Origin of the sequence: Asaia sp. VD9, assembly GCF_037150015.1 — a bacterium.
Lineage (GTDB): Bacteria > Pseudomonadota > Alphaproteobacteria > Acetobacterales > Acetobacteraceae > Asaia.
In genome coordinates, this window is the sequence record NZ_JBBCQM010000012.1 from 26388 (window position 1) to 43126 (window position 16739).

Below are 16739 nucleotides of genomic sequence, written 5' to 3' on the forward strand. Positions count from 1 at the left end.
GTGGGAAACCCAGACAAACCCTGCATTTTGAGGCGCATTGTTCTTGACTTGTTCCGAGGCGTTTCCCATCTCCAAAGGATGAAAAAGACCCTCGCCGCACGTCTGGAAATTCTCTCGGATGCCGCCAAATACGACGCGTCCTGTGCGTCGAGCGGCGCGCGCTCGAAGAAGAAACCGGGTGAGGAAGGATTGGGCTCTAAAGCGCCGAACGGGATCTGTCACGCCTATACCCCCGATGGGCGGTGTATCTCGCTGCTCAAGATCCTGATGACCAATTTCTGTATTTATGACTGCGCCTATTGCATCAACCGATCATCCTCCAAGATCGAGCGCACACGGTTCACGGTCGAGGAGATCATATGGATTACCCTGGAATTCTATCGGCGCAATTATATCGAAGGGTTGTTTCTCTCTTCCGGTGTCATCCGTTCCTCCGATTACACCATGGAAGAGATGGTGCGCGTCGCGCGTGAGCTGCGCCTGACCCACCATTTTCATGGTTATATTCATCTCAAGACCATTCCTGACGCGGCGCCCCGTCTGATCGAGGAGGCCGGGCTCTACGCCGACCGTCTGTCGATCAATGTGGAAATGCCCACCGAGGCCGGACTGGCGGCCTATGCGCCAGAGAAAGATGCCGGACATATTAGGCAGAGCATGGGGTCGCTGCGCCTGCGTATTCAGGAGGCGGGGGACCGTACCCTGAGCGGGCGCAAGGCACGGCGCTTCGCCCCGGGTGGTCAGAGCACGCAGATGATCATTGGGGCGGACCGCTCGACTGACCGGGATATTCTGCGCAGCAGCGCCGCTCTTTATTCTGGGTATGCCTTGCGGCGTGTCTATTATTCGGCGTTCAGCCCCATTCCCGACGCGTCGGTCGCGCTCCCCTCGCAGGCGCCTCCGCTTCTACGCGAGCATCGGCTCTATCAGGCTGACTGGATGGTGCGCTTCTACGGCTTCTCTTTTGAAGAGATCGTGGCCGAGCGTCAGGACGGCATGCTCGATCTAGAACTCGACCCCAAGCTGGCCTGGGCGCTCCAGAACCGCGCGCAATTCCCGCTCGATCTGAACCGCGCCAGCCGAGAAATGCTGTTGCGAGTGCCCGGACTTGGGCCGCGCAGCGTGACCGCCCTGCTTTCAGCGCGCCGACACAAGGTGATCAGGCTCGAAGATGTGGAGCGGTTGCATGTGTCCCTGCGCAAGATCAAGCCTTTCGTCGTGACGGCGGACTGGTCACCGGGCCGTCTGATAGACCGAGATAATCTGGCGGCAGCTTTTCGGCCTCAACCGCGTCAATTGAGCCTCTTATGAGACATATCACGCTTCCTCCTGATGCGCGCTTCGAGGCATGGCGTGTTCAGGCGCGTGCCGCCCTGGCGGAGGGCTTGGTACCCGATGACGTAAAGTGGGTAAGCCCAGATTCTGCACAGTCGGAGCTCTTCTCTCCAGACGCCTCATCGGCCAGGCAAGGTGAGGAGGAATCTGTGGCGCGGCCGACTGAGCGCGCGGATCACCCGGTCGGCCATGTGACGAAAGCGGCCCTCTTGATGCTGCGTTCGATCCTGCGTCATCATGACCCGGCGCGCTTCGCGCTCGCCTATCGCCTGCTCTGGCGTTTGCAAAGCGAACCCGCGCTTCTGGCGATTGCAACTGATCCCGACATCCGCGAGGCCGCGCGCATGGAGCATCAGATACGGCGCGACATGCACAAGATGAAGGCATTCCTGCGTTTTCGGGAGGCGCTTCCCGAGGGCGGCGAAGAGGCGGTCGGGCGCCGGCATTTCGTCGCTTGGTTCGAACCGGAAAACTATATCCTTGAAAGCGTTGCGCCATTCTTCGCTGAGCGGTTCTCGGACATGGACTGGCTTATTCTCACTCCCATCGGCTCGGTCCTGCATGAGAAGGGCAAGGTCACCTTCGATATAGAACCCTGCACCCCACCCTCCATGCAGGATGATGTCGAGGCGCTGTGGCATCGCTACTATCAGTCCATCTTCAATCCGGCGCGTATCAAGACCAAAGCGATGCGCTCGGAGATGCCCACGAAATACTGGAAGAACCTGCCTGAGACACGGCTTATCCCGCAGATGCTGGCCGGAGCGGAAAAGCGTGTAGCCGCCATGGTGGCGCTCCAGAATGACGGCTCTGCACCGGGCTTTCATGAGCGTCATCAGGCCGAGTGGGCAAGACGGGAAGAAGTAGTGCGCGCGGAAAAGGCGGCGCTCGACGGTCTGCCTGCGCTGGCGCATGCCCTCTCGTCATGTCAGCGCTGCGCGCTCTGCCGCTACGCGACCCAGGTCGTGACCGGTGAGGGGCCAGAGCACGCGCCCCTTATGCTTATTGGCGAGCAACCTGGAGACCAGGAGGATTTGCAGGGCAAGCCGTTTGTCGGACCGGCAGGGCAGGTGCTTGATCGTATTCTTGGGGAAGTCGGGATTATGCGCGGTGAGGTGTATCTCACCAATGCGGTGAAGCATTTCAAGTTCGTATCCAAGGGGAGGCGGCGTATCCATCAGACCCCGGATCGGAACGAGATCGTTGCCTGTTCCTCCTGGCTCGAGCAGGAAATGGCCCTCGTGAAGCCTCGTCTCGTGGTGACGCTCGGAGCGACCGCTCTCCAGGCGTTTGAAGGGCGGATAGCGCGACTGGGCACCACACGAGGTCGGGTGCGGCAGGATCATGGACGCCCTGCGACATTGGCCACCATTCATCCCTCCTATCTACTCCGACTGCCTGATCCGCAGCGGGCGCAGGAGGAGGAGCGTCGTTTCGTCCAGGAGCTCACGATGGCAAAAGACTGGCTCAGAACGGCATAGGCCAATTCAACGTCAATCGGGTCATCATCCGAGGGCCTGCCGATCGGACTGACTCTCATCCAACGACTGTCGAGCGCAGTATTTGAGCCATACAAGGGAGATAGCCTGTGGGTGGCTCCGACGAGCCTGCCCTGTCAGGGCAGGCGCGCGCAGAGGGGCTCAGGCCTTGCTCACGCTGATCCAAACGGCTGCATTGGCGGGCAGCATCTTATCTTCCCCGATTTCATGGCTCGCCACCAGAATGTCACCGGGGGGGAGAGCGACCGGCTCATTCCCACAGTTCAGGACCACCCGAACGTCACCATTCGTGAACTCGACAACATTCTCGCGTGGCGCGGCCCATTTCAGGACGCCCCTCCCGAGGTGGAATTTCTTGCGCTGGGTGAGAAGCGCGCGATAGAGGGCGAGGGTGGAATGGGGGTCCTTCTCCTCGACCGTGACGGCATACTCCTTGTACTGCTTCGGCTGGGGCAGCCATAATTCACCGCTTTCATTGAAGCCGAGTGAGGGTCCGTCTGCTTTCCATGGCATGGGAATACGACAGCCATCGCGGCCGATTTCCTTCCCCTCGGTACGGAAGAAGGCCGGATCCTGCCGGTATTTCCGGTCTAGGGTCGTATGGTCGGGCAAGCCAAGTTCCTCACCCTGATACAGCGTCGCCGATCCGGGCAGGCCGAGCGTCATGAAAATGACAGCCCGCGCACGACGCAGCCCGAGCGCTTCATTCGGCTGCTCATGGGCTGCATCAATACCCTGGGGGCGGGCACCCGCATCCTTGAGGCCCAGACGTGAGGCATGGCGCACCGTATCATGGTTGGACATGACCCAGGCCGTGATGGCGCCGACCTCGTGCATCGCCTCGAGTGAGTCGGTGATGATCTCGCGGTATTTCGCGGCATTCCAGCGGCAGAGCAGATAATCGAAATTGAACGTCTGCTGCATTTCATCCGGGCGCACATAGCGCGCGAGACGTGAGAGCGGCTTGACCCAGGCTTCGGCCACGAGCATCCGGTCGCCGGGATAGCTGGCCAGAAGCTTGTGCCAACTGCGATAGATGTCGTGCACCCCGTCTCGATCCCACATCGGCGCGTCACTGGGGGTCTTGTCGTCATCCTCGCCCACCATCGTGGCACGCTCGGTATAGGGGGGCAGGCCTTTTTCCTTGATGAGGCCATGGGCAACGTCGATGCGAAATCCATCCACCCCGCGATCGAGCCAGAAGCGTAGCACGGACTCGAATTCGCTTCGGACCTCTGGATTGTCCCAGTTCAGATCAGGCTGACAGCTATCGAAGAGGTGAAGATACCATTGGCGTGGCTTGCCATCCTTGCGCTCGGGCTCGCGTGTCCAGGCAATGCCGCCAAAAACGCTCTGCCAGTTATTCGGGGGCTCGTCGCCGCTCTTTCCCTTGCCGTCGCGAAACAGATAGCGCTCGCGTGCGGCGCTGCCGGGTTCCGATACCATGGCCTCCTTGAACCAGGCATGCTGATCGGATGTATGGTTCGGGACCATGTCCGCGATCACACGCAGTCCATGGTCGTGCGCTTCCCTGATCAGCGCCTCGTAATCTTCGACCGTGCCAAAAAGTGGGTCGATCTTGCGGTAATCGGAAATGTCATATCCCGCATCGCCCTGGGGCGACTGAAAGCAAGGGGAGATCCACAACGCATCGATCCCGAGTTTCTCGAGATAGGGCATGTGATCGATGATACCCGGCAGGTCGCCAATACCATCGCCATCGGAGTCAGCGAATGAGCGTGGATAGACCTGGTAGATGACCGCGTCTTTCCACCAGAGAGGATGGGAACCGTTCTGTGTCATAGCCCTGCTTTCCATGAGGTATGTCTCAAGGAACACCGCTGCTGACGCCGGGTTGGTGCAGTCACACTAAATTGCAGCCCGGGAGCGGGGCGGGCGCGAAAGCGGGAAGCACTGCCGCCCCCAGGGAGAGGGGGCGGCGTTGAAGCTCTCCAGCCTGTTCGCTGCCACGCATACCCGGTCGCTGCCGGGCAACGACCCGGCAGCGAATGGTCTTACTTCTGGTACCCGGCCTGACGGATCACGCGGTTGGTAGCAGCATTGGCGGCCGAGAGACCGGCATCCACGCTGGTCGATCCTGCCAGGATGGAGGCGATGGTCTGGCCCACCTGGGTGCCGATCCCCTGGAAGGGGGTGATGTCGACAAACTGGGCGCCGACATAGGGCCGCGGCTGAGCCGTCTGCCCCGAGGGGTTCGAGCTTTCGATGGCCTTCAGCACGAAGGAGGAGAAAGGCGCGACCTTCTGATACTCAGCTGACTGGTACGAGGAGCTGCGGGTGCCGGGCGGAATATTGACCCAGCCATCGGTCTTCGCGACGAGCTGGATATACTCCTTGGAGGTCGCCCACTGGATGAACGTGCTTGCGGCCTCGGCATGGGTCGAGGATGCCGGAATCGCGAGGTTCCATGACCAGAGCCAGGTCGGCCCGCCCTTGAAGCTGCCCGTCGGCAGGGGCGCAAAGCCGACCTTGTCCGCCACGCTGCTCTGCTTGGGGTCATAGACCGTGCCAGCGGCGCTGGTGGCGTCGACCCATATGGCGCAATGACCGGTTGCGAAAAGCGACAGATTTTCATTGAAGCCATTTGCGCTCGCGCCAGGGGGGCCGAACTGCTTGAGCAGCGAGCTGTAATAGCTGATGGCATTATGCCAGGCGGGGGTGTTGAGCGTGGGTTTCCAGGCCATGTCAAACCATTGGCCGCCAAAACTGGTCACCATGGTGGTAACGATGGTCATGTTCTCACCCCAGCCCGGCTTGCCGCGCAGGCAGATCCCATAGGTATCGGTCGCTTTGTCGGTCGTCTTCGTTGCGAAATCGCGTATCTGGTCCCAGCTCGGCGCCTCCGGCATGGTGATGCCGGCCTTGGCGAAGAGGTCCTTGCGGTAAAGCGTCATCACGCTCTCGGCGTAGAAAGGCAGGGCATAGACCTTGCCTTCATAGCTTACGCTCTCGCGCACCGGCGCGATGACGTCGTTGAGGTCATAGGCGGCGGGCAGATTATCGAACTTGTAGAGCCACCCCTGCTTGGCCCAGAGCGGTACTTCATAATTGCCGATTGTCAGGATGTCGAACTGCCCTGCATGGGTGGCGATATCGGTTGTGACACGCTGACGCAGGACGTTCTCCTCAAGCGTGACCCAGTTGAGATGAATGTCGGGATGGGCCTTTTCGAATACCGAGGAAAGCTTGCGCATCTCGATCATCTGCACGTTGTTCACGGTGGCAATGGTGAGCGTCGTATCAGCCTTGGCCTGGGCAGCGAGACCGAGCCCGAGGGCGACACTGGCCAGAAGCAGGGATTTCTTCATTGAGGCAGTCCTTGGAAAATCATGTGCGATTTGGCGCGATGGCGAAGAATGAGAGCGTGCGCCCAAAACAGCCGGAATGGGGACAGGGACGGGTGCAGTCGGGCAGGGCGTGATGCCCCATGGGAGGCACCGCCACGTTCCAGCGGCTCAGCAACCGGAAGAAATGTAACAGGCAGGGCGTTGTCCGAGCCGCCTTCGGCCGATGGGAGATGCAACATCGAGAAGGGGCATTTCAGGCCTGAGCCTTGAGATGGGGCGCATGGGGGTCCGTCTGTCCGGTTCTTCATATGGCACTCCTTGCGGAATGCGTTCCCTCACGCTGTCACCCTTTCCGGTAAATAACAAGAAGATGACAATGTCGTAACATGAATGTGTTAAGCATGACACGTACGCTTTTGCCGACGGGTCCCTGAAGCGGCAAAGATGGTAGAGTTTCTGTAACAATACATACACTCTGTAGTGCTTTGGCCCTAGTTCTCCGCATTCTTCTTGCTAGAGATCGGTCATAGGCATCGAGTTGGGTGTCTTTGCAAATATAGGAAGAAGACGAGCATGATCTCGAAAAAGACTTTCTGCCTGCTGGCTCTTGCTGCGGCACCTTCTTTCATGGCGCTGGCTCATGCCCATGGTCCGGCCCCCGCCCCGGGACCGGTCGGTCCCGTTCCGCCACCGCCTGGTCATATGGGCATGATGCCGCCGCCACCGCTCATGGGACTACTGCGCGGGGTCGATCTGACCAAGGAGCAGCGCGACAAGATCCACACGATGATGCATGCGCATCGTCAGGAGCGACGCGAGGCAATGCATCAGCGTCGGGATCTTGATGGACAGATTGGCGCCCTGCTTCTGGCCAAAGGGCCGGTCGACAAGGCCAAGCTCGACGGCCTGATCAAGCAGAAGGAGGCGCTGAACGCCAAGGATGAGGAGGCCATGGCCGCCGATGCTGTCGCGATTCACGATGTGCTGACCCCGGAGCAACTCGACAAGGCCCGAACGACACAGGCCAAGCTGGATGCGCTTGAGAGCCAGATCCGCGATCTGCTGCGTCCCCCCCATGCCAAGAATGTGGCAGACAAGGAGGATGACGACGCTCCCTGAGCGGCTTCCATTTCATGATGAGCCCGGGGGTATTCCCCGGGCTTGCTGATCGTTGCCGAGGGCAGGTGGCATCATTTGCGGCCTGTCTCTCCGTAGTTCCCGGTGCAGACCTCTTCACCTGCCCATGAGATGGATGGGTGACGCGTACGGGCTTCGCTCCCGCCGCTTGAGGGGGACAGTTCGCTCATGTTCCGTGAGGCGGTCAGAGGAGCGGTCCGGTTTTGCCTTGACTTTGCCGTCTCGCCCCTTTAGCTCCCTGTCCAGATTTGAAACGCCACCTCGCGAAGACTCGCGCAGTGGCGTCTTTCTGTTGCTTATAAGGGTTCCACGTGTTCGACACGCTTTCTGGCAAACTTTCCGGTGTATTTGAGGGTCTGTCCAAGCGCGGCAGGCTGTCCGAGGCGGATGTTGCCGAAGCGATGCGCGAAGTGCGTCTGGCCATGCTGGATGCCGACGTGGCCCTGCCCGTCGTGCGTGACTTCGTCAACAAGGTGAAGGAAAACTCCGTCGGGACTGAGGTGCTGGAAAGCATTTCTCCCGGCCAGGCCGTTGCCAAGATCGTCAATGACGCTTTGATCGAGGCGCTTGGCGGTGCGGGCAACGTGCCGCTGAACCTTGCGGCCGCAGCGCCTGTGCCGGTGCTGATGGTCGGTTTGCAGGGGTCGGGCAAGACCACGACCTCCGGCAAGATCGCCCTGCGTCTCCTGACGCGCGAGCGCAAGCGGGTTCTTCTCGCCTCGCTCGACGTGCAGCGCCCTGCCGCGCAGCTTCAGCTTCAGCAGCTTGCCGAGCGCGTAGGCGTCGGTTCGTTGCCTATCATCGCCGGTCAGCAGCCCGTCGAGATCGCCAAGCGCGCTCTCGAGACGGGGCGTCGCGAAGGCTATGATGTGGTTATTCTCGATACGGCAGGCCGTCTGTCGATCGACGAAGCCCTCATGCAGGAAGTGCGTGACGTGCGCGACGCGACCAGCCCGGTCGAGACGCTGCTCGTGGTGGATGCCATGACGGGTCAGGACGCGGTAAATACCGCCCAGCGCTTCAACGAGGCAGTCGGCATTACCGGTGTCGTCATGACCCGTATGGATGGCGATGCGCGCGGTGGTGCGGCGCTCTCGATGCGTGCCATCACCGGCGCCCCTATCAAGCTGGTGGGTCTGGGCGAAAAGCTCGAGGCGCTGGACGATTTCTATCCCGAGCGTGTGGCCGGTCGTATTCTCGGCCTAGGCGATATTGCCGGGCTGGTCGAGAAGGCCAGCGAGACGCTCGATCACGAAGAGAGCGAACGCGTCGCCAAGAAGATGATGGCGGGCAAGTTCGATCTCGACGATTATGCCTCGCAGCTGCGTCAGATCGGCAAGATGGGCTCCATCTCCGGCATCCTCGGCATGCTGCCCGGCATGGGCAAGCTCAAGGACAAGCTGGGCGATCAGGATCTCGATACCTCGATCTTCAAGCGCCATCAGGCCATCATTTCCTCGATGACCAAGGACGAACGCAAGACGCCCTCGATCATCAAGGCCTCTCGCAAGAAGCGTATCGCTGCCGGTTCCGGCACGACGGTTCAGGAGGTCAACAAGTTGCTCAAGCAGTTTGACGACATGTCCACCATCATGAAGCGCATCAGCAAGATGGGCCTCGGTGGCATGAAGCAGATGCTTTCCGGTCTCATGTCGGGCGGTGCTCCCGGCGGGCGGCCCGGCGGTGGCTTTGGCGGCCCGCGTCGCTAACCCCAACCGGCATGATTTTTACACCGTTTTCGACACTTTGGAGTTAATCAATGAGCCTCAAGATTCGCCTTTCGCGCGCTGGTGCCAAGAAGCGTCCGTACTACCACATCGTGATTGCTGACAGCCGCAGCCCCCGCGACGGCCGTTTCATCGAGAAGGTTGGCGCGTACAACCCGATGCTGCCTTCCGACCATGCCGACCGCATCCGTCTGAACGACGAGCGTATCAAGCACTGGCTGTCGAACGGCGCGCAGGCGACCGATCGCGTTGCCCGCTTCCTCGGCAATGCCGGCCTGATGGAGAAGCCCGTTTACAACGAGCAGCCCAAGCAGTCCGCGCCGAAGAAGCGCGCCCAGGAGCGTGCAGCCGCCAAGGCCGCAGCCTGAGCCATAGACCAGGGATAGGCTTCAGCATTCCATGACGACCGGCAGCGCCCCATTAGACGTATCGAAAGATATTCTGGTCGCGACCGTGGGCAGGCCCCACGGCGTGAAGGGGCTCGTGCATCTCTTTGCGGCAACCGATGATCCGGCCTCTGTCGAGGAAATCGGGACGTTGCATGACGAGCGCGGGACAGTCTGGCGGGTGGAATGGCAGGGTCACGGCATTGCGCGTCTGTTTGATGCGTCCGGCCGCCCCGTCACCGACCGGGATGAAGCTTCGCGCCTCGTAAACCTCAAGCTCTATGTCGGTCGGGACTGCCTGCCCGATACGGATGAGGACGAGTTTTATCATGCCGATCTGATCGGGCTGCGCGCCGAAACCCGCGAGGGTAAGGTTCTCGGCACGGTTGCGGTCATCCATGATTATGGCGCGGGTGTCAGCCTGGAAATCACGGCCGCAGAGCAGGGCGGCAAGGGGCAGGATCTGATCGTGCCCTTCACCCATGCCTGCGTGCCGGAAATCCTGTTTGATCAGGGTCGGATCATCGTCGAGCCGCCGCATGAGGTGGAAGTCGAGGGTGATCTGTCGGGCAAGGACGATGTGGCGGTGCGCTCATGACCTGGCGCGCGGATATTCTCACCCTGTTCCCGGACATGTTTCCGGGGCCACTGGGGTTCTCCCTGGCGGGGCGGGCGCTTGAGGAAGGCGTCTGGTCCTTGGGTGTGCATGATCTGCGTGACTTCGGGCGTGGGCGTCATCGCGCCGTGGATGACACGCCATTCGGCGGTGGTGCGGGCATGGTGCTTCGGGCCGATGTGGTTGCCGAAGCGCTGGACTCGATCGAGGCCGATGGCCGTCCGGTCATCTACCCGACACCGCGTGGCGCGCGCCTGACGCAGGCGCAGTCGCGCGAGTTTGCGTCGGGTGACGGGGTTGTGGTGCTGTGCGGGCGCTTCGAGGGCGTCGATGAGCGGGTTCTGGAGCGACGCAATGTCGTGCAGGTTTCGCTTGGCGATTTCGTGCTCTCGGGCGGGGAGATCCCTGCCTATGCGCTGCTCGATTCCTGCGTGCGCCTCCTGCCCGGTGTGATGGGGTCCGAGCTGAGCGATGCCGAAGAGAGCTTCGGTGACGGTCTGCTTGAATACCCGCACTACACCAAGCCCGCCTCGTGGGAGGGCATGGACGTGCCGGACATCCTGCTTTCAGGACATCATGCTGCGATTGCGGCCTGGCGTCACGAGCAGGCCCGCCTTGTGACACAGGCCAGACGCCCCGATCTCTGGGCGGCCTATGCTGAAGCCAAGACCAACAGATAAATTTTCGTTTTCTCGGAGAAGTACCATGAACATTGTCCAGCAGTATGAGGCGCGCGAAATCGAGCGTCTGACCGCCGCCCGTCCGGTTCCCGAATTCCAGGCCGGTGACACCGTGCGCGTTGGCGTGCGCGTTGTCGAAGGCACGCGTGAGCGCGTCCAGGCCTATGAAGGCGTTGTGATTGCCCGTTCCAACAAGGGCCTGAACAGCAACTTCACGGTTCGCAAGATCTCGAACGGTGAAGGCGTTGAGCGTATCTTCCCGCTTTACTCCCCTTCCATCGCAGAGATCGCCGTTGTCCGTCGCGGCAAGGTGCGTCGTGCAAAGCTGTATTATCTGCGTGAGCGTAGCGGCAAGTCGGCTCGTATTGCCGAGCGTCCCCGTGACGTTGCCAAGACGGCTTCCTAAATCAGGATAGTCGAAACCGGTTCATGACAAAGGAGAGTACGGTGGCGCGAACATTGTTCGATAAGATCTGGGATGACCATGTGGTCGAACGCCTCCCGGACGGCACCTGCATTCTCTACATAGACCGGCACCTTCTCCATGAGGTGACAAGCCCGCAGGCCTTCGAAGGCCTGCGGATGTCCGGGCGGCGCCTGCGTCGTCCGGATGCGACGGTAGCCGTGGTCGATCACAACGTGCCGACCTCGGACCGCTCGCTGCCGATCGAGGAGCCGGAATCCCGGCGCCAGATCGAAACGCTCGAAAAGAACGTGGCCGAATTCGGCGTTCCCTATTTCAAGCTGCGCTCGAAAGACCAGGGGATCGTGCATGTGGTGGGACCCGAACAGGGCATTTCCCTGCCTGGCATGACCATCGTCTGCGGTGATAGCCATACCTCGACCCATGGGGCGATGGGGGCTCTGGCCTTCGGTATCGGCACTTCCGAGGTCGAGCATGTCATGGCCACGCAGACCCTTCTGCAGAAGCCGGCCAAGAACATGCGCATCACGGTGGCAGGCCAGGTTGGTCCCGGCGTGACAGCCAAGGACATCATGCTCGCCATCATCGGCAAGATCGGGACCGCTGGCGGAACGGGTCATGTGATGGAGTTCGCAGGCGACGCGATCCGCGCGCTCGACATGGCCGGACGCATGACGCTCTGTAATATGTCGATCGAAGCGGGCGCCCGCGCCGGTCTGGTCGCGCCCGATGAGACGACCTTTGCCTATGTCGAAGGGCGCCGCTTTGCCCCCAAGGGTGAGGATTTCGAGAAGGCCTGTGCCTATTGGCGCACGCTGGCCACCGATGACGGCGCCGTATTCGACACCGAGGTCACGCTCGACGCCGCCGCCATCCAGCCCAATCTGACCTGGGGCACCAGCCCTGAGGACGTGATCGCGATCGATGGTATCGTGCCCGATCCGGCGCAGTTCAACGATCCGGCGCGTGCCCGTCAGGTGCAGCGTATGCTCGACTATATGGGTCTCGAAGCCGGCCAGAAGATCGCCGGGACCAAAATCGACGTGGCGTTCATCGGCTCCTGCACGAATAGCCGTATCGAGGATCTGCGCTCGGCTGCCGCCATTGCCAAGGGGCGCCACGTGGCACCGGGCGTGCGCGCCATGGTTGTGCCAGGTTCGGGCCATGTGAAAGCCGCCGCCGAAGCCGAGGGGCTGGACCAGATCTTCCGCGAGGCCGGGTTCGAATGGCGGGAGGCCGGATGCTCGATGTGTCTGGGCATGAACCCGGACAAGCTGACCTCCGGCCAGCGTTGCGCCTCGACCTCGAACCGTAATTTCGAGGGGCGTCAGGGCCCGGGTGGACGTACCCATCTCTGTTCGCCCGCGATGGCGGCAGCGGCGGCGGTCACGGGCTGCTTTATCGATGTGCGGGAGATGGCATGATGGACAAGTTCACGACACTCACCGCCATCGCGGCCCCCATGCCGGTCGAGAATATCGACACGGATCAGATCATCCCGGCGCGTTTTCTCAAGACCATTCAGCGCAGCGGTCTGGGCAAGAATGCCTTTGCGGCTCAACGCTATCATGAGGACGGATCGGAAAAGCCGGAATTCGTGCTGAACCGTGAGCCTTACCGACAGGCCGAGATTCTGGTCACGCTTGATAATTTCGGCTGCGGCTCCTCCCGTGAACATGCGCCCTGGGCGCTGCTGGATTTCGGTATCCGCTGCGTGATCGCGCCGAGCTTTGCCGATATCTTTTTCAATAACTGCTTCAAGAATGGCATCCTGCCGATCCGCCTGCCGCGTGAAATCTGTGAAAGCCTCATGGAAGACGCGCAGATGGGGGCCAATGCCCGCGTCACCATCGATCTGGAGAAACAGGTCGTGCAGCGCCCGGATGGCAGCACCATTGCGTTCGAAGTCGATGCGTTCCGCAAGCACATGCTGATCGAGGGGCTCGATGATATCGGGCAGACCCTGCAGCATGACAGCGCGATCGCGTCCTTCGAGCAAAAGCGTCAGAAAGACGAATCCTGGCGCCCCACCATCGTGATGGAGACGATTTCGTGAGCCAGGCCCATAAGCTACTTGTTCTTCCCGGCGACGGGATTGGTCCCGAAGTCATGCGCGAAGTCGTCAAGATTGCGCGCTGGCTGGGTGAGGCCCGTGGCCTTCGCTTCGACATGACCGAAGAGCTGGTGGGAGGGGCCTCATTGGCTGTGCATGGCGTACCGTTGCGCCCCGAAGTCGTCGCCATGGCCAAGGAGGCCGATGCGGTACTGTTCGGTTCGGTGGGCGATCCGAAATGGAGCGAGATTTCCTTCGACAAACGTCCCGAAGCCGCCATTCTGGGCCTGCGTCAGGAACTCGAGCTTTTCGCCAATCTGCGCCCGGCTCAGGTCTTCCCGCCTCTGGTCAACGCGTCATCACTGAAGCCGGAACTCGTGGCCGGGCTCGATATCATGATCGTTCGCGAGACGGTGGGTGGCATCTATTTCGGTGAACCGCGCGGCATCGAGACCCTTGCCGACGGCTCGCAGCGCGGGATCAATACCGAGGTCTATACGACGTCGGAAATCGAGCGCGTGGCCCGCGTCGCATTCGAACTGGCCCGTCTGCGCGATAATCGCGTTTGCTCGGTCGAGAAATGCAATGTGATGGAAAGTGGCCTGCTCTGGAAGCAGGTCGTGACCGCACTGCATGCGCGTGAATATAGCGATGTCACGCTCACGCATATGCTGGCCGATAATTGCGCCATGCAGCTCGTCCGCAATCCCAAGCAGTTCGACGTGATCGTGACCGGCAATCTTTTCGGTGACCTTCTCTCGGATCTGGCCTCCATGCTGACTGGCTCTCTGGGCATGCTGCCTTCGGCCACGCTTGGTCCGGCACAGGAAAGTGGCAAGCGTCATGCGCTTTATGAACCGATCCACGGCTCAGCGCCCGATATTGCCGGGCAGGGCATCGCGAACCCGCTCGCGCAGATCCTCTCCTTCGCCATGCTGCTGCGCTACTCGCTCCAGCGCGAGGCAGAGGCGGCACTGATCGAGCTGGCTGTCTCGAATGTGCTCGCCAGCGGCTTGCGGACTGCCGATATCATGTCCGAAGGTATGAACCGCGTCGGCACCGAGGCAATGGGTGCCGCGGTTCTTCAGGAAATGCAGAAGCTGGCCTGAGCGCCAGCCGGAGGAAGATATGTCCCTGATCGCTGCCCGGCTCAACCGGATCTCTCCCAGCCAGACGATCGCCATTTCGCAGAAAGCGCGGGCCCTGAAAGAAGCGGGGCGGGACATCATCAGCCTCTCTGCAGGGGAGCCCGATTTCGACACGCCTGAAAACGTGAAGCGCGCCGCCTGCGATGCCATCGCCCGCGGCGAAACGCGTTACACAGACGTCGCGGGAACGCCCGCCCTGCGCAAGGCGGTGGCCGGCTGGTTGAACCGCGATTTCGGGCTTGATTACAGCGCCGAAGAGATCGTGGTCTCCACGGGAGGCAAGCAGGTCATTTATGACGTGTTCACGGCCACGCTCGATGCCGGGGATGAGGTGATTATTCCGGCTCCGGCCTGGGTCTCCTACCCCGACATCGTGGCGCTGGCCGACGGCACGCCCGTGATCGTCCAGACGAAACCGGAAAACGGCTTTCGCCTCGAGGCTGAAGCCCTTCGTGCAGCGATCACACCCAAGACAAAGTGGCTGGTGCTGAATTCGCCCTGCAATCCGACGGGCGCTGTCTATTCCGAGGCCGATCTGCGCGCGCTGTGCGACGTGCTGCTCGATCATCCGCGTGTCTGGGTACTCACCGACGATATCTACGCCAAGCTGGTCTATGACGGCCTGGTCAGCAAGACTCTCGTTCAGGTCGAGCCGAAGCTGCGCGACCGCGTGGTGACCATGAATGGTGTCTCCAAGGCCTATGCGATGACGGGGTGGCGCATCGGCTTTTCGGCTGCACCGGTCGAACTGACCAAGGCACTCATCAAGCTGCAGGGGCAGAGCACGAGTAATCCCTGCTCCATCGCCCAGGCCGCCGCACTTGAAGCCGTGACCGGACAGCAGGAATTCATCGGTGAGATGGTGTCAGTCTATCAGGGCCGACGCGATCTCGTCCTGTCCATGCTCGCCCAGGCTCCGGGTCTGAGCTGCACGCGACCGGAAGGAGCGTTTTATGTGTTTCCCTCCATCGCGGGGCTGATCGGCAAAAAGACCCCATCTGGCAAGGTGATCGAGACTGACGAAATTTTCGTCACGGAACTTCTCGAAGAGACGGGCGTGGCCGCTGTGCATGGCAGCGCCTTCCTGACGCCGGGCTATTTCCGCATCTCCTATGCCACCGACACCGAAAGCCTGCGTGAAGCCTGCACACGGATCCAGCGCTTCTGTGCCTCGTTGAGCTGAGGTCATGAGCTTCCGCCTTGCCCAACGCCTGTACGGTCTGCCGCAGCCCGCGACCATTGCCATGTCGGCCAAGGCGCGCGCCCTGCGTGCTGCCGGGGTCGATGTGATCTCCCTGGCACTGGGCGAACCTGATTTTCCATCTCCGCCCGAGGCAGTGGAGGCGGCCTATCAGGCGGGGCTGTGTGGCGATACGAAATATCCGCCCGTCGGCGGCCAGCCTGCGCTCAAGGCAGCAGTCGCCAGAAAATTTCTGGACGAGAACGGGCTGAGCTACGCGCCGGAAGAAATCCTGATCGGCAATGGCGGCAAGCAACTCATCTATAACGCCTTCGCTGCGACCATCGATCCGGGCGACGAGGTGATCGTGCCTGTGCCCTATTGGGTGAGCTACCCCATCATCGCGCAAATGATGGGGGGTGTTGCGGTACCAGTGCCCTGCCTCGAGAGCGACCGCTTCCGGCTCACTGCCGAGGCGCTGCGTGAAGCCATCACGCCGCGCACGCGCTGGCTGGTCTTGAATTTCCCGAACAATCCCAGCGGGGCCATTCTCGAACGCGATGATCTGGAGGCGATCGCTGCCGTGCTGCGTGATGCGCCGCATGTACTGGTCATGGCCGATGAGATTTATGAGCATCTGACTTTCGACGGACGCCGTCATGTGTCTCTCGCTTCTGTCGCGCCGGATCTGAAAGACCGGATCCTGACGATCAATGGCATGGCGAAGGCTTATGCCATGACGGGCTGGCGTGTCGGATTCTGCGGTGGCCCTCAGCCCTTGATCAAGGCCATGACAAGCATACAGAGCAATGCCACTTCAGGCATCTGCACGCTGGCACAGGCAGGGGCCGTTGCTGCTCTTGCCACGCCAGCGGATCGACGCGATGCCATGCGCGACGTGTACCAACTGCGACGTGATCTGGTGGTGGCGGCATTGCGAGACATGCCGGGCGTGACCTGCGCCATGCCTGACGGCGCATTCTATGCTTTTCCGGGAGTCGGAGCCCTGCTTGGGAAGACCAGCGCGGGGGGAAGGGCGATCATGACGGATATCGATTTCGCCGAGGCTCTGCTGGAGGAGGCCCATGTGAGTGTGGTGCCGGGGAGCGCCTTCGGTCAGGCCGGGTATATCCGTCTGTCTGTGGCCGCTTCGGATGCACTCCTGCAGCAAGCCTGCGCACGCCTCGGACAGTTCATCCTCACCCTTGCCTGACTGGACGAAAAGGGGGCGGGGTGCGACCATGTG

The 16739-nt window shown here is 61.3% G+C and carries 15 protein-coding genes; 13 read left to right on the forward strand and 2 right to left on the reverse strand.

Annotated features, from left to right (window positions below; genetic code table 11):
* Window positions 1–78 precede the first annotated feature (78 nt).
* Together WFJ47_RS13505 and WFJ47_RS13510 are read left to right on the forward strand one after the other, a co-directional pair.
* Window positions 79–1311, forward strand: coding sequence for a putative DNA modification/repair radical SAM protein (locus WFJ47_RS13505; RefSeq protein ID WP_336763691.1), 1233 nt, complete (start codon window positions 79–81; stop codon window positions 1309–1311).
* The gene (locus tag WFJ47_RS13510; protein WP_336763693.1) at window positions 1308–2816 is read left to right on the forward strand and encodes a UdgX family uracil-DNA binding protein; all 1509 of its coding nucleotides are present in this window, start codon (window positions 1308–1310) and stop codon (window positions 2814–2816) included. The genes WFJ47_RS13505 and WFJ47_RS13510 overlap by 4 nt, the downstream gene beginning before the upstream one ends.
* Before the next feature lie 159 nt (window positions 2817–2975).
* Here the strand turns inward: WFJ47_RS13510 and WFJ47_RS13515 are convergent, their stop codons facing one another.
* Window positions 2976–4637: a glycoside hydrolase family 13 protein gene (locus WFJ47_RS13515; RefSeq protein ID WP_336763695.1), complete on the reverse strand. Its 1662-nt coding sequence runs from the start codon at window positions 4635–4637 to the stop codon at window positions 2976–2978.
* A gap of 212 nt (window positions 4638–4849) precedes the next feature.
* A complete protein-coding gene (locus WFJ47_RS13520) occupies window positions 4850–6163 on the reverse strand; it encodes a sugar ABC transporter substrate-binding protein (RefSeq protein WP_127103583.1) in 1314 nt (437 codons plus the stop codon).
* 552 nt (window positions 6164–6715) lie between these two features.
* On the opposite strand from WFJ47_RS13520, the gene WFJ47_RS13525 reads away from it, so the two are divergent.
* The 11 genes from WFJ47_RS13525 (at window position 6716) to WFJ47_RS13575 (ending at window position 16706) form a co-directional block, all read left to right on the forward strand.
* Window positions 6716–7261 carry a periplasmic heavy metal sensor gene (locus WFJ47_RS13525; protein WP_336763698.1) on the forward strand — a complete coding sequence of 182 codons (546 nt, stop codon included), beginning with the start codon at window positions 6716–6718 and terminating at the stop codon, window positions 7259–7261.
* A gap of 329 nt (window positions 7262–7590) precedes the next feature.
* On the forward strand, window positions 7591–8988 hold the full coding sequence (gene ffh / locus WFJ47_RS13530) for a signal recognition particle protein (RefSeq protein WP_127103581.1): 1398 nt from the start codon (window positions 7591–7593) through the stop codon (window positions 8986–8988).
* Between the two features lie 50 nt (window positions 8989–9038).
* Window positions 9039–9374 carry a 30S ribosomal protein S16 gene (gene rpsP / locus WFJ47_RS13535; protein ID WP_127103580.1) on the forward strand — a complete coding sequence of 112 codons (336 nt, stop codon included), beginning with the start codon at window positions 9039–9041 and terminating at the stop codon, window positions 9372–9374.
* A 31-nt stretch (window positions 9375–9405) separates the two neighbouring features.
* Window positions 9406–9990 (forward strand): ribosome maturation factor RimM, encoded by a 585-nt coding sequence (rimM, locus tag WFJ47_RS13540; RefSeq protein WP_336763701.1) that lies wholly within the window; start codon window positions 9406–9408, stop codon window positions 9988–9990.
* Window positions 9987–10688, forward strand: coding sequence for a tRNA (guanosine(37)-N1)-methyltransferase TrmD (trmD, locus tag WFJ47_RS13545; protein WP_127103578.1), 702 nt, complete (start codon window positions 9987–9989; stop codon window positions 10686–10688). Before rimM ends, trmD begins: the two co-directional genes overlap by 4 nt.
* A gap of 25 nt (window positions 10689–10713) precedes the next feature.
* Window positions 10714–11094 carry a 50S ribosomal protein L19 gene (gene rplS / locus WFJ47_RS13550; protein WP_023978624.1) on the forward strand — a complete coding sequence of 127 codons (381 nt, stop codon included), beginning with the start codon at window positions 10714–10716 and terminating at the stop codon, window positions 11092–11094.
* A 23-nt stretch (window positions 11095–11117) separates the two neighbouring features.
* On the forward strand, window positions 11118–12536 hold the full coding sequence (gene leuC, locus WFJ47_RS13555) for a 3-isopropylmalate dehydratase large subunit (protein WP_336763703.1): 1419 nt from the start codon (window positions 11118–11120) through the stop codon (window positions 12534–12536).
* Window positions 12536–13168, forward strand: coding sequence for a 3-isopropylmalate dehydratase small subunit (gene leuD, locus WFJ47_RS13560; RefSeq protein ID WP_336763765.1), 633 nt, complete (start codon window positions 12536–12538; stop codon window positions 13166–13168). The genes leuC and leuD overlap by 1 nt, the downstream gene beginning before the upstream one ends.
* A 53-nt stretch (window positions 13169–13221) precedes the next feature.
* A complete protein-coding gene (gene leuB / locus WFJ47_RS13565) occupies window positions 13222–14274 on the forward strand; it encodes a 3-isopropylmalate dehydrogenase (protein WP_408868663.1) in 1053 nt (350 codons plus the stop codon).
* Window positions 14275–14293: 19 nt separating this feature from the next.
* On the forward strand, window positions 14294–15496 hold the full coding sequence (locus WFJ47_RS13570; RefSeq protein WP_336763705.1) for a pyridoxal phosphate-dependent aminotransferase: 1203 nt from the start codon (window positions 14294–14296) through the stop codon (window positions 15494–15496).
* A gap of 4 nt (window positions 15497–15500) precedes the next feature.
* Entirely contained in the window at window positions 15501–16706 is a 1206-nt protein-coding gene (locus WFJ47_RS13575) for a pyridoxal phosphate-dependent aminotransferase (protein WP_336763707.1), read from the forward strand.
* The last annotated feature ends 33 nt before the right edge of the window (window positions 16707–16739 follow it).

Bases quoted from the DNA above. Each gene is read 5' to 3' on its own strand.
- trmD (WP_127103578.1), top strand. From the start codon at position 9,987: ATGACCTGGCGCGCGGATATTCTCACCCTGTTCCCGGACATGTTTCCG.
- rpsP (WP_127103580.1), top strand. From the start codon at position 9,039: ATGAGCCTCAAGATTCGCCTTTCGCGCGCTGGTGCCAAGAAGCGTCCG.
- leuB (WP_408868663.1), top strand. From the start codon at position 13,222: ATGCGCGAAGTCGTCAAGATTGCGCGCTGGCTGGGTGAGGCCCGTGGC.
- leuD (WP_336763765.1), top strand. From the start codon at position 12,536: ATGGACAAGTTCACGACACTCACCGCCATCGCGGCCCCCATGCCGGTC.
- WFJ47_RS13510 (WP_336763693.1), top strand. From the start codon at position 1,308: ATGAGACATATCACGCTTCCTCCTGATGCGCGCTTCGAGGCATGGCGT.
- WFJ47_RS13515 (WP_336763695.1), bottom strand. From the start codon at position 4,637: ATGACACAGAACGGTTCCCATCCTCTCTGGTGGAAAGACGCGGTCATC.
- WFJ47_RS13520 (WP_127103583.1), bottom strand. From the start codon at position 6,163: ATGAAGAAATCCCTGCTTCTGGCCAGTGTCGCCCTCGGGCTCGGTCTC.
- WFJ47_RS13575 (WP_336763707.1), top strand. From the start codon at position 15,501: ATGAGCTTCCGCCTTGCCCAACGCCTGTACGGTCTGCCGCAGCCCGCG.
- WFJ47_RS13525 (WP_336763698.1), top strand. From the start codon at position 6,716: ATGATCTCGAAAAAGACTTTCTGCCTGCTGGCTCTTGCTGCGGCACCT.
- leuC (WP_336763703.1), top strand. From the start codon at position 11,118: ATGACAAAGGAGAGTACGGTGGCGCGAACATTGTTCGATAAGATCTGG.
- WFJ47_RS13570 (WP_336763705.1), top strand. From the start codon at position 14,294: ATGTCCCTGATCGCTGCCCGGCTCAACCGGATCTCTCCCAGCCAGACG.
- rimM (WP_336763701.1), top strand. From the start codon at position 9,406: ATGACGACCGGCAGCGCCCCATTAGACGTATCGAAAGATATTCTGGTC.
- WFJ47_RS13505 (WP_336763691.1), top strand. From the start codon at position 79: ATGAAAAAGACCCTCGCCGCACGTCTGGAAATTCTCTCGGATGCCGCC.
- rplS (WP_023978624.1), top strand. From the start codon at position 10,714: ATGAACATTGTCCAGCAGTATGAGGCGCGCGAAATCGAGCGTCTGACC.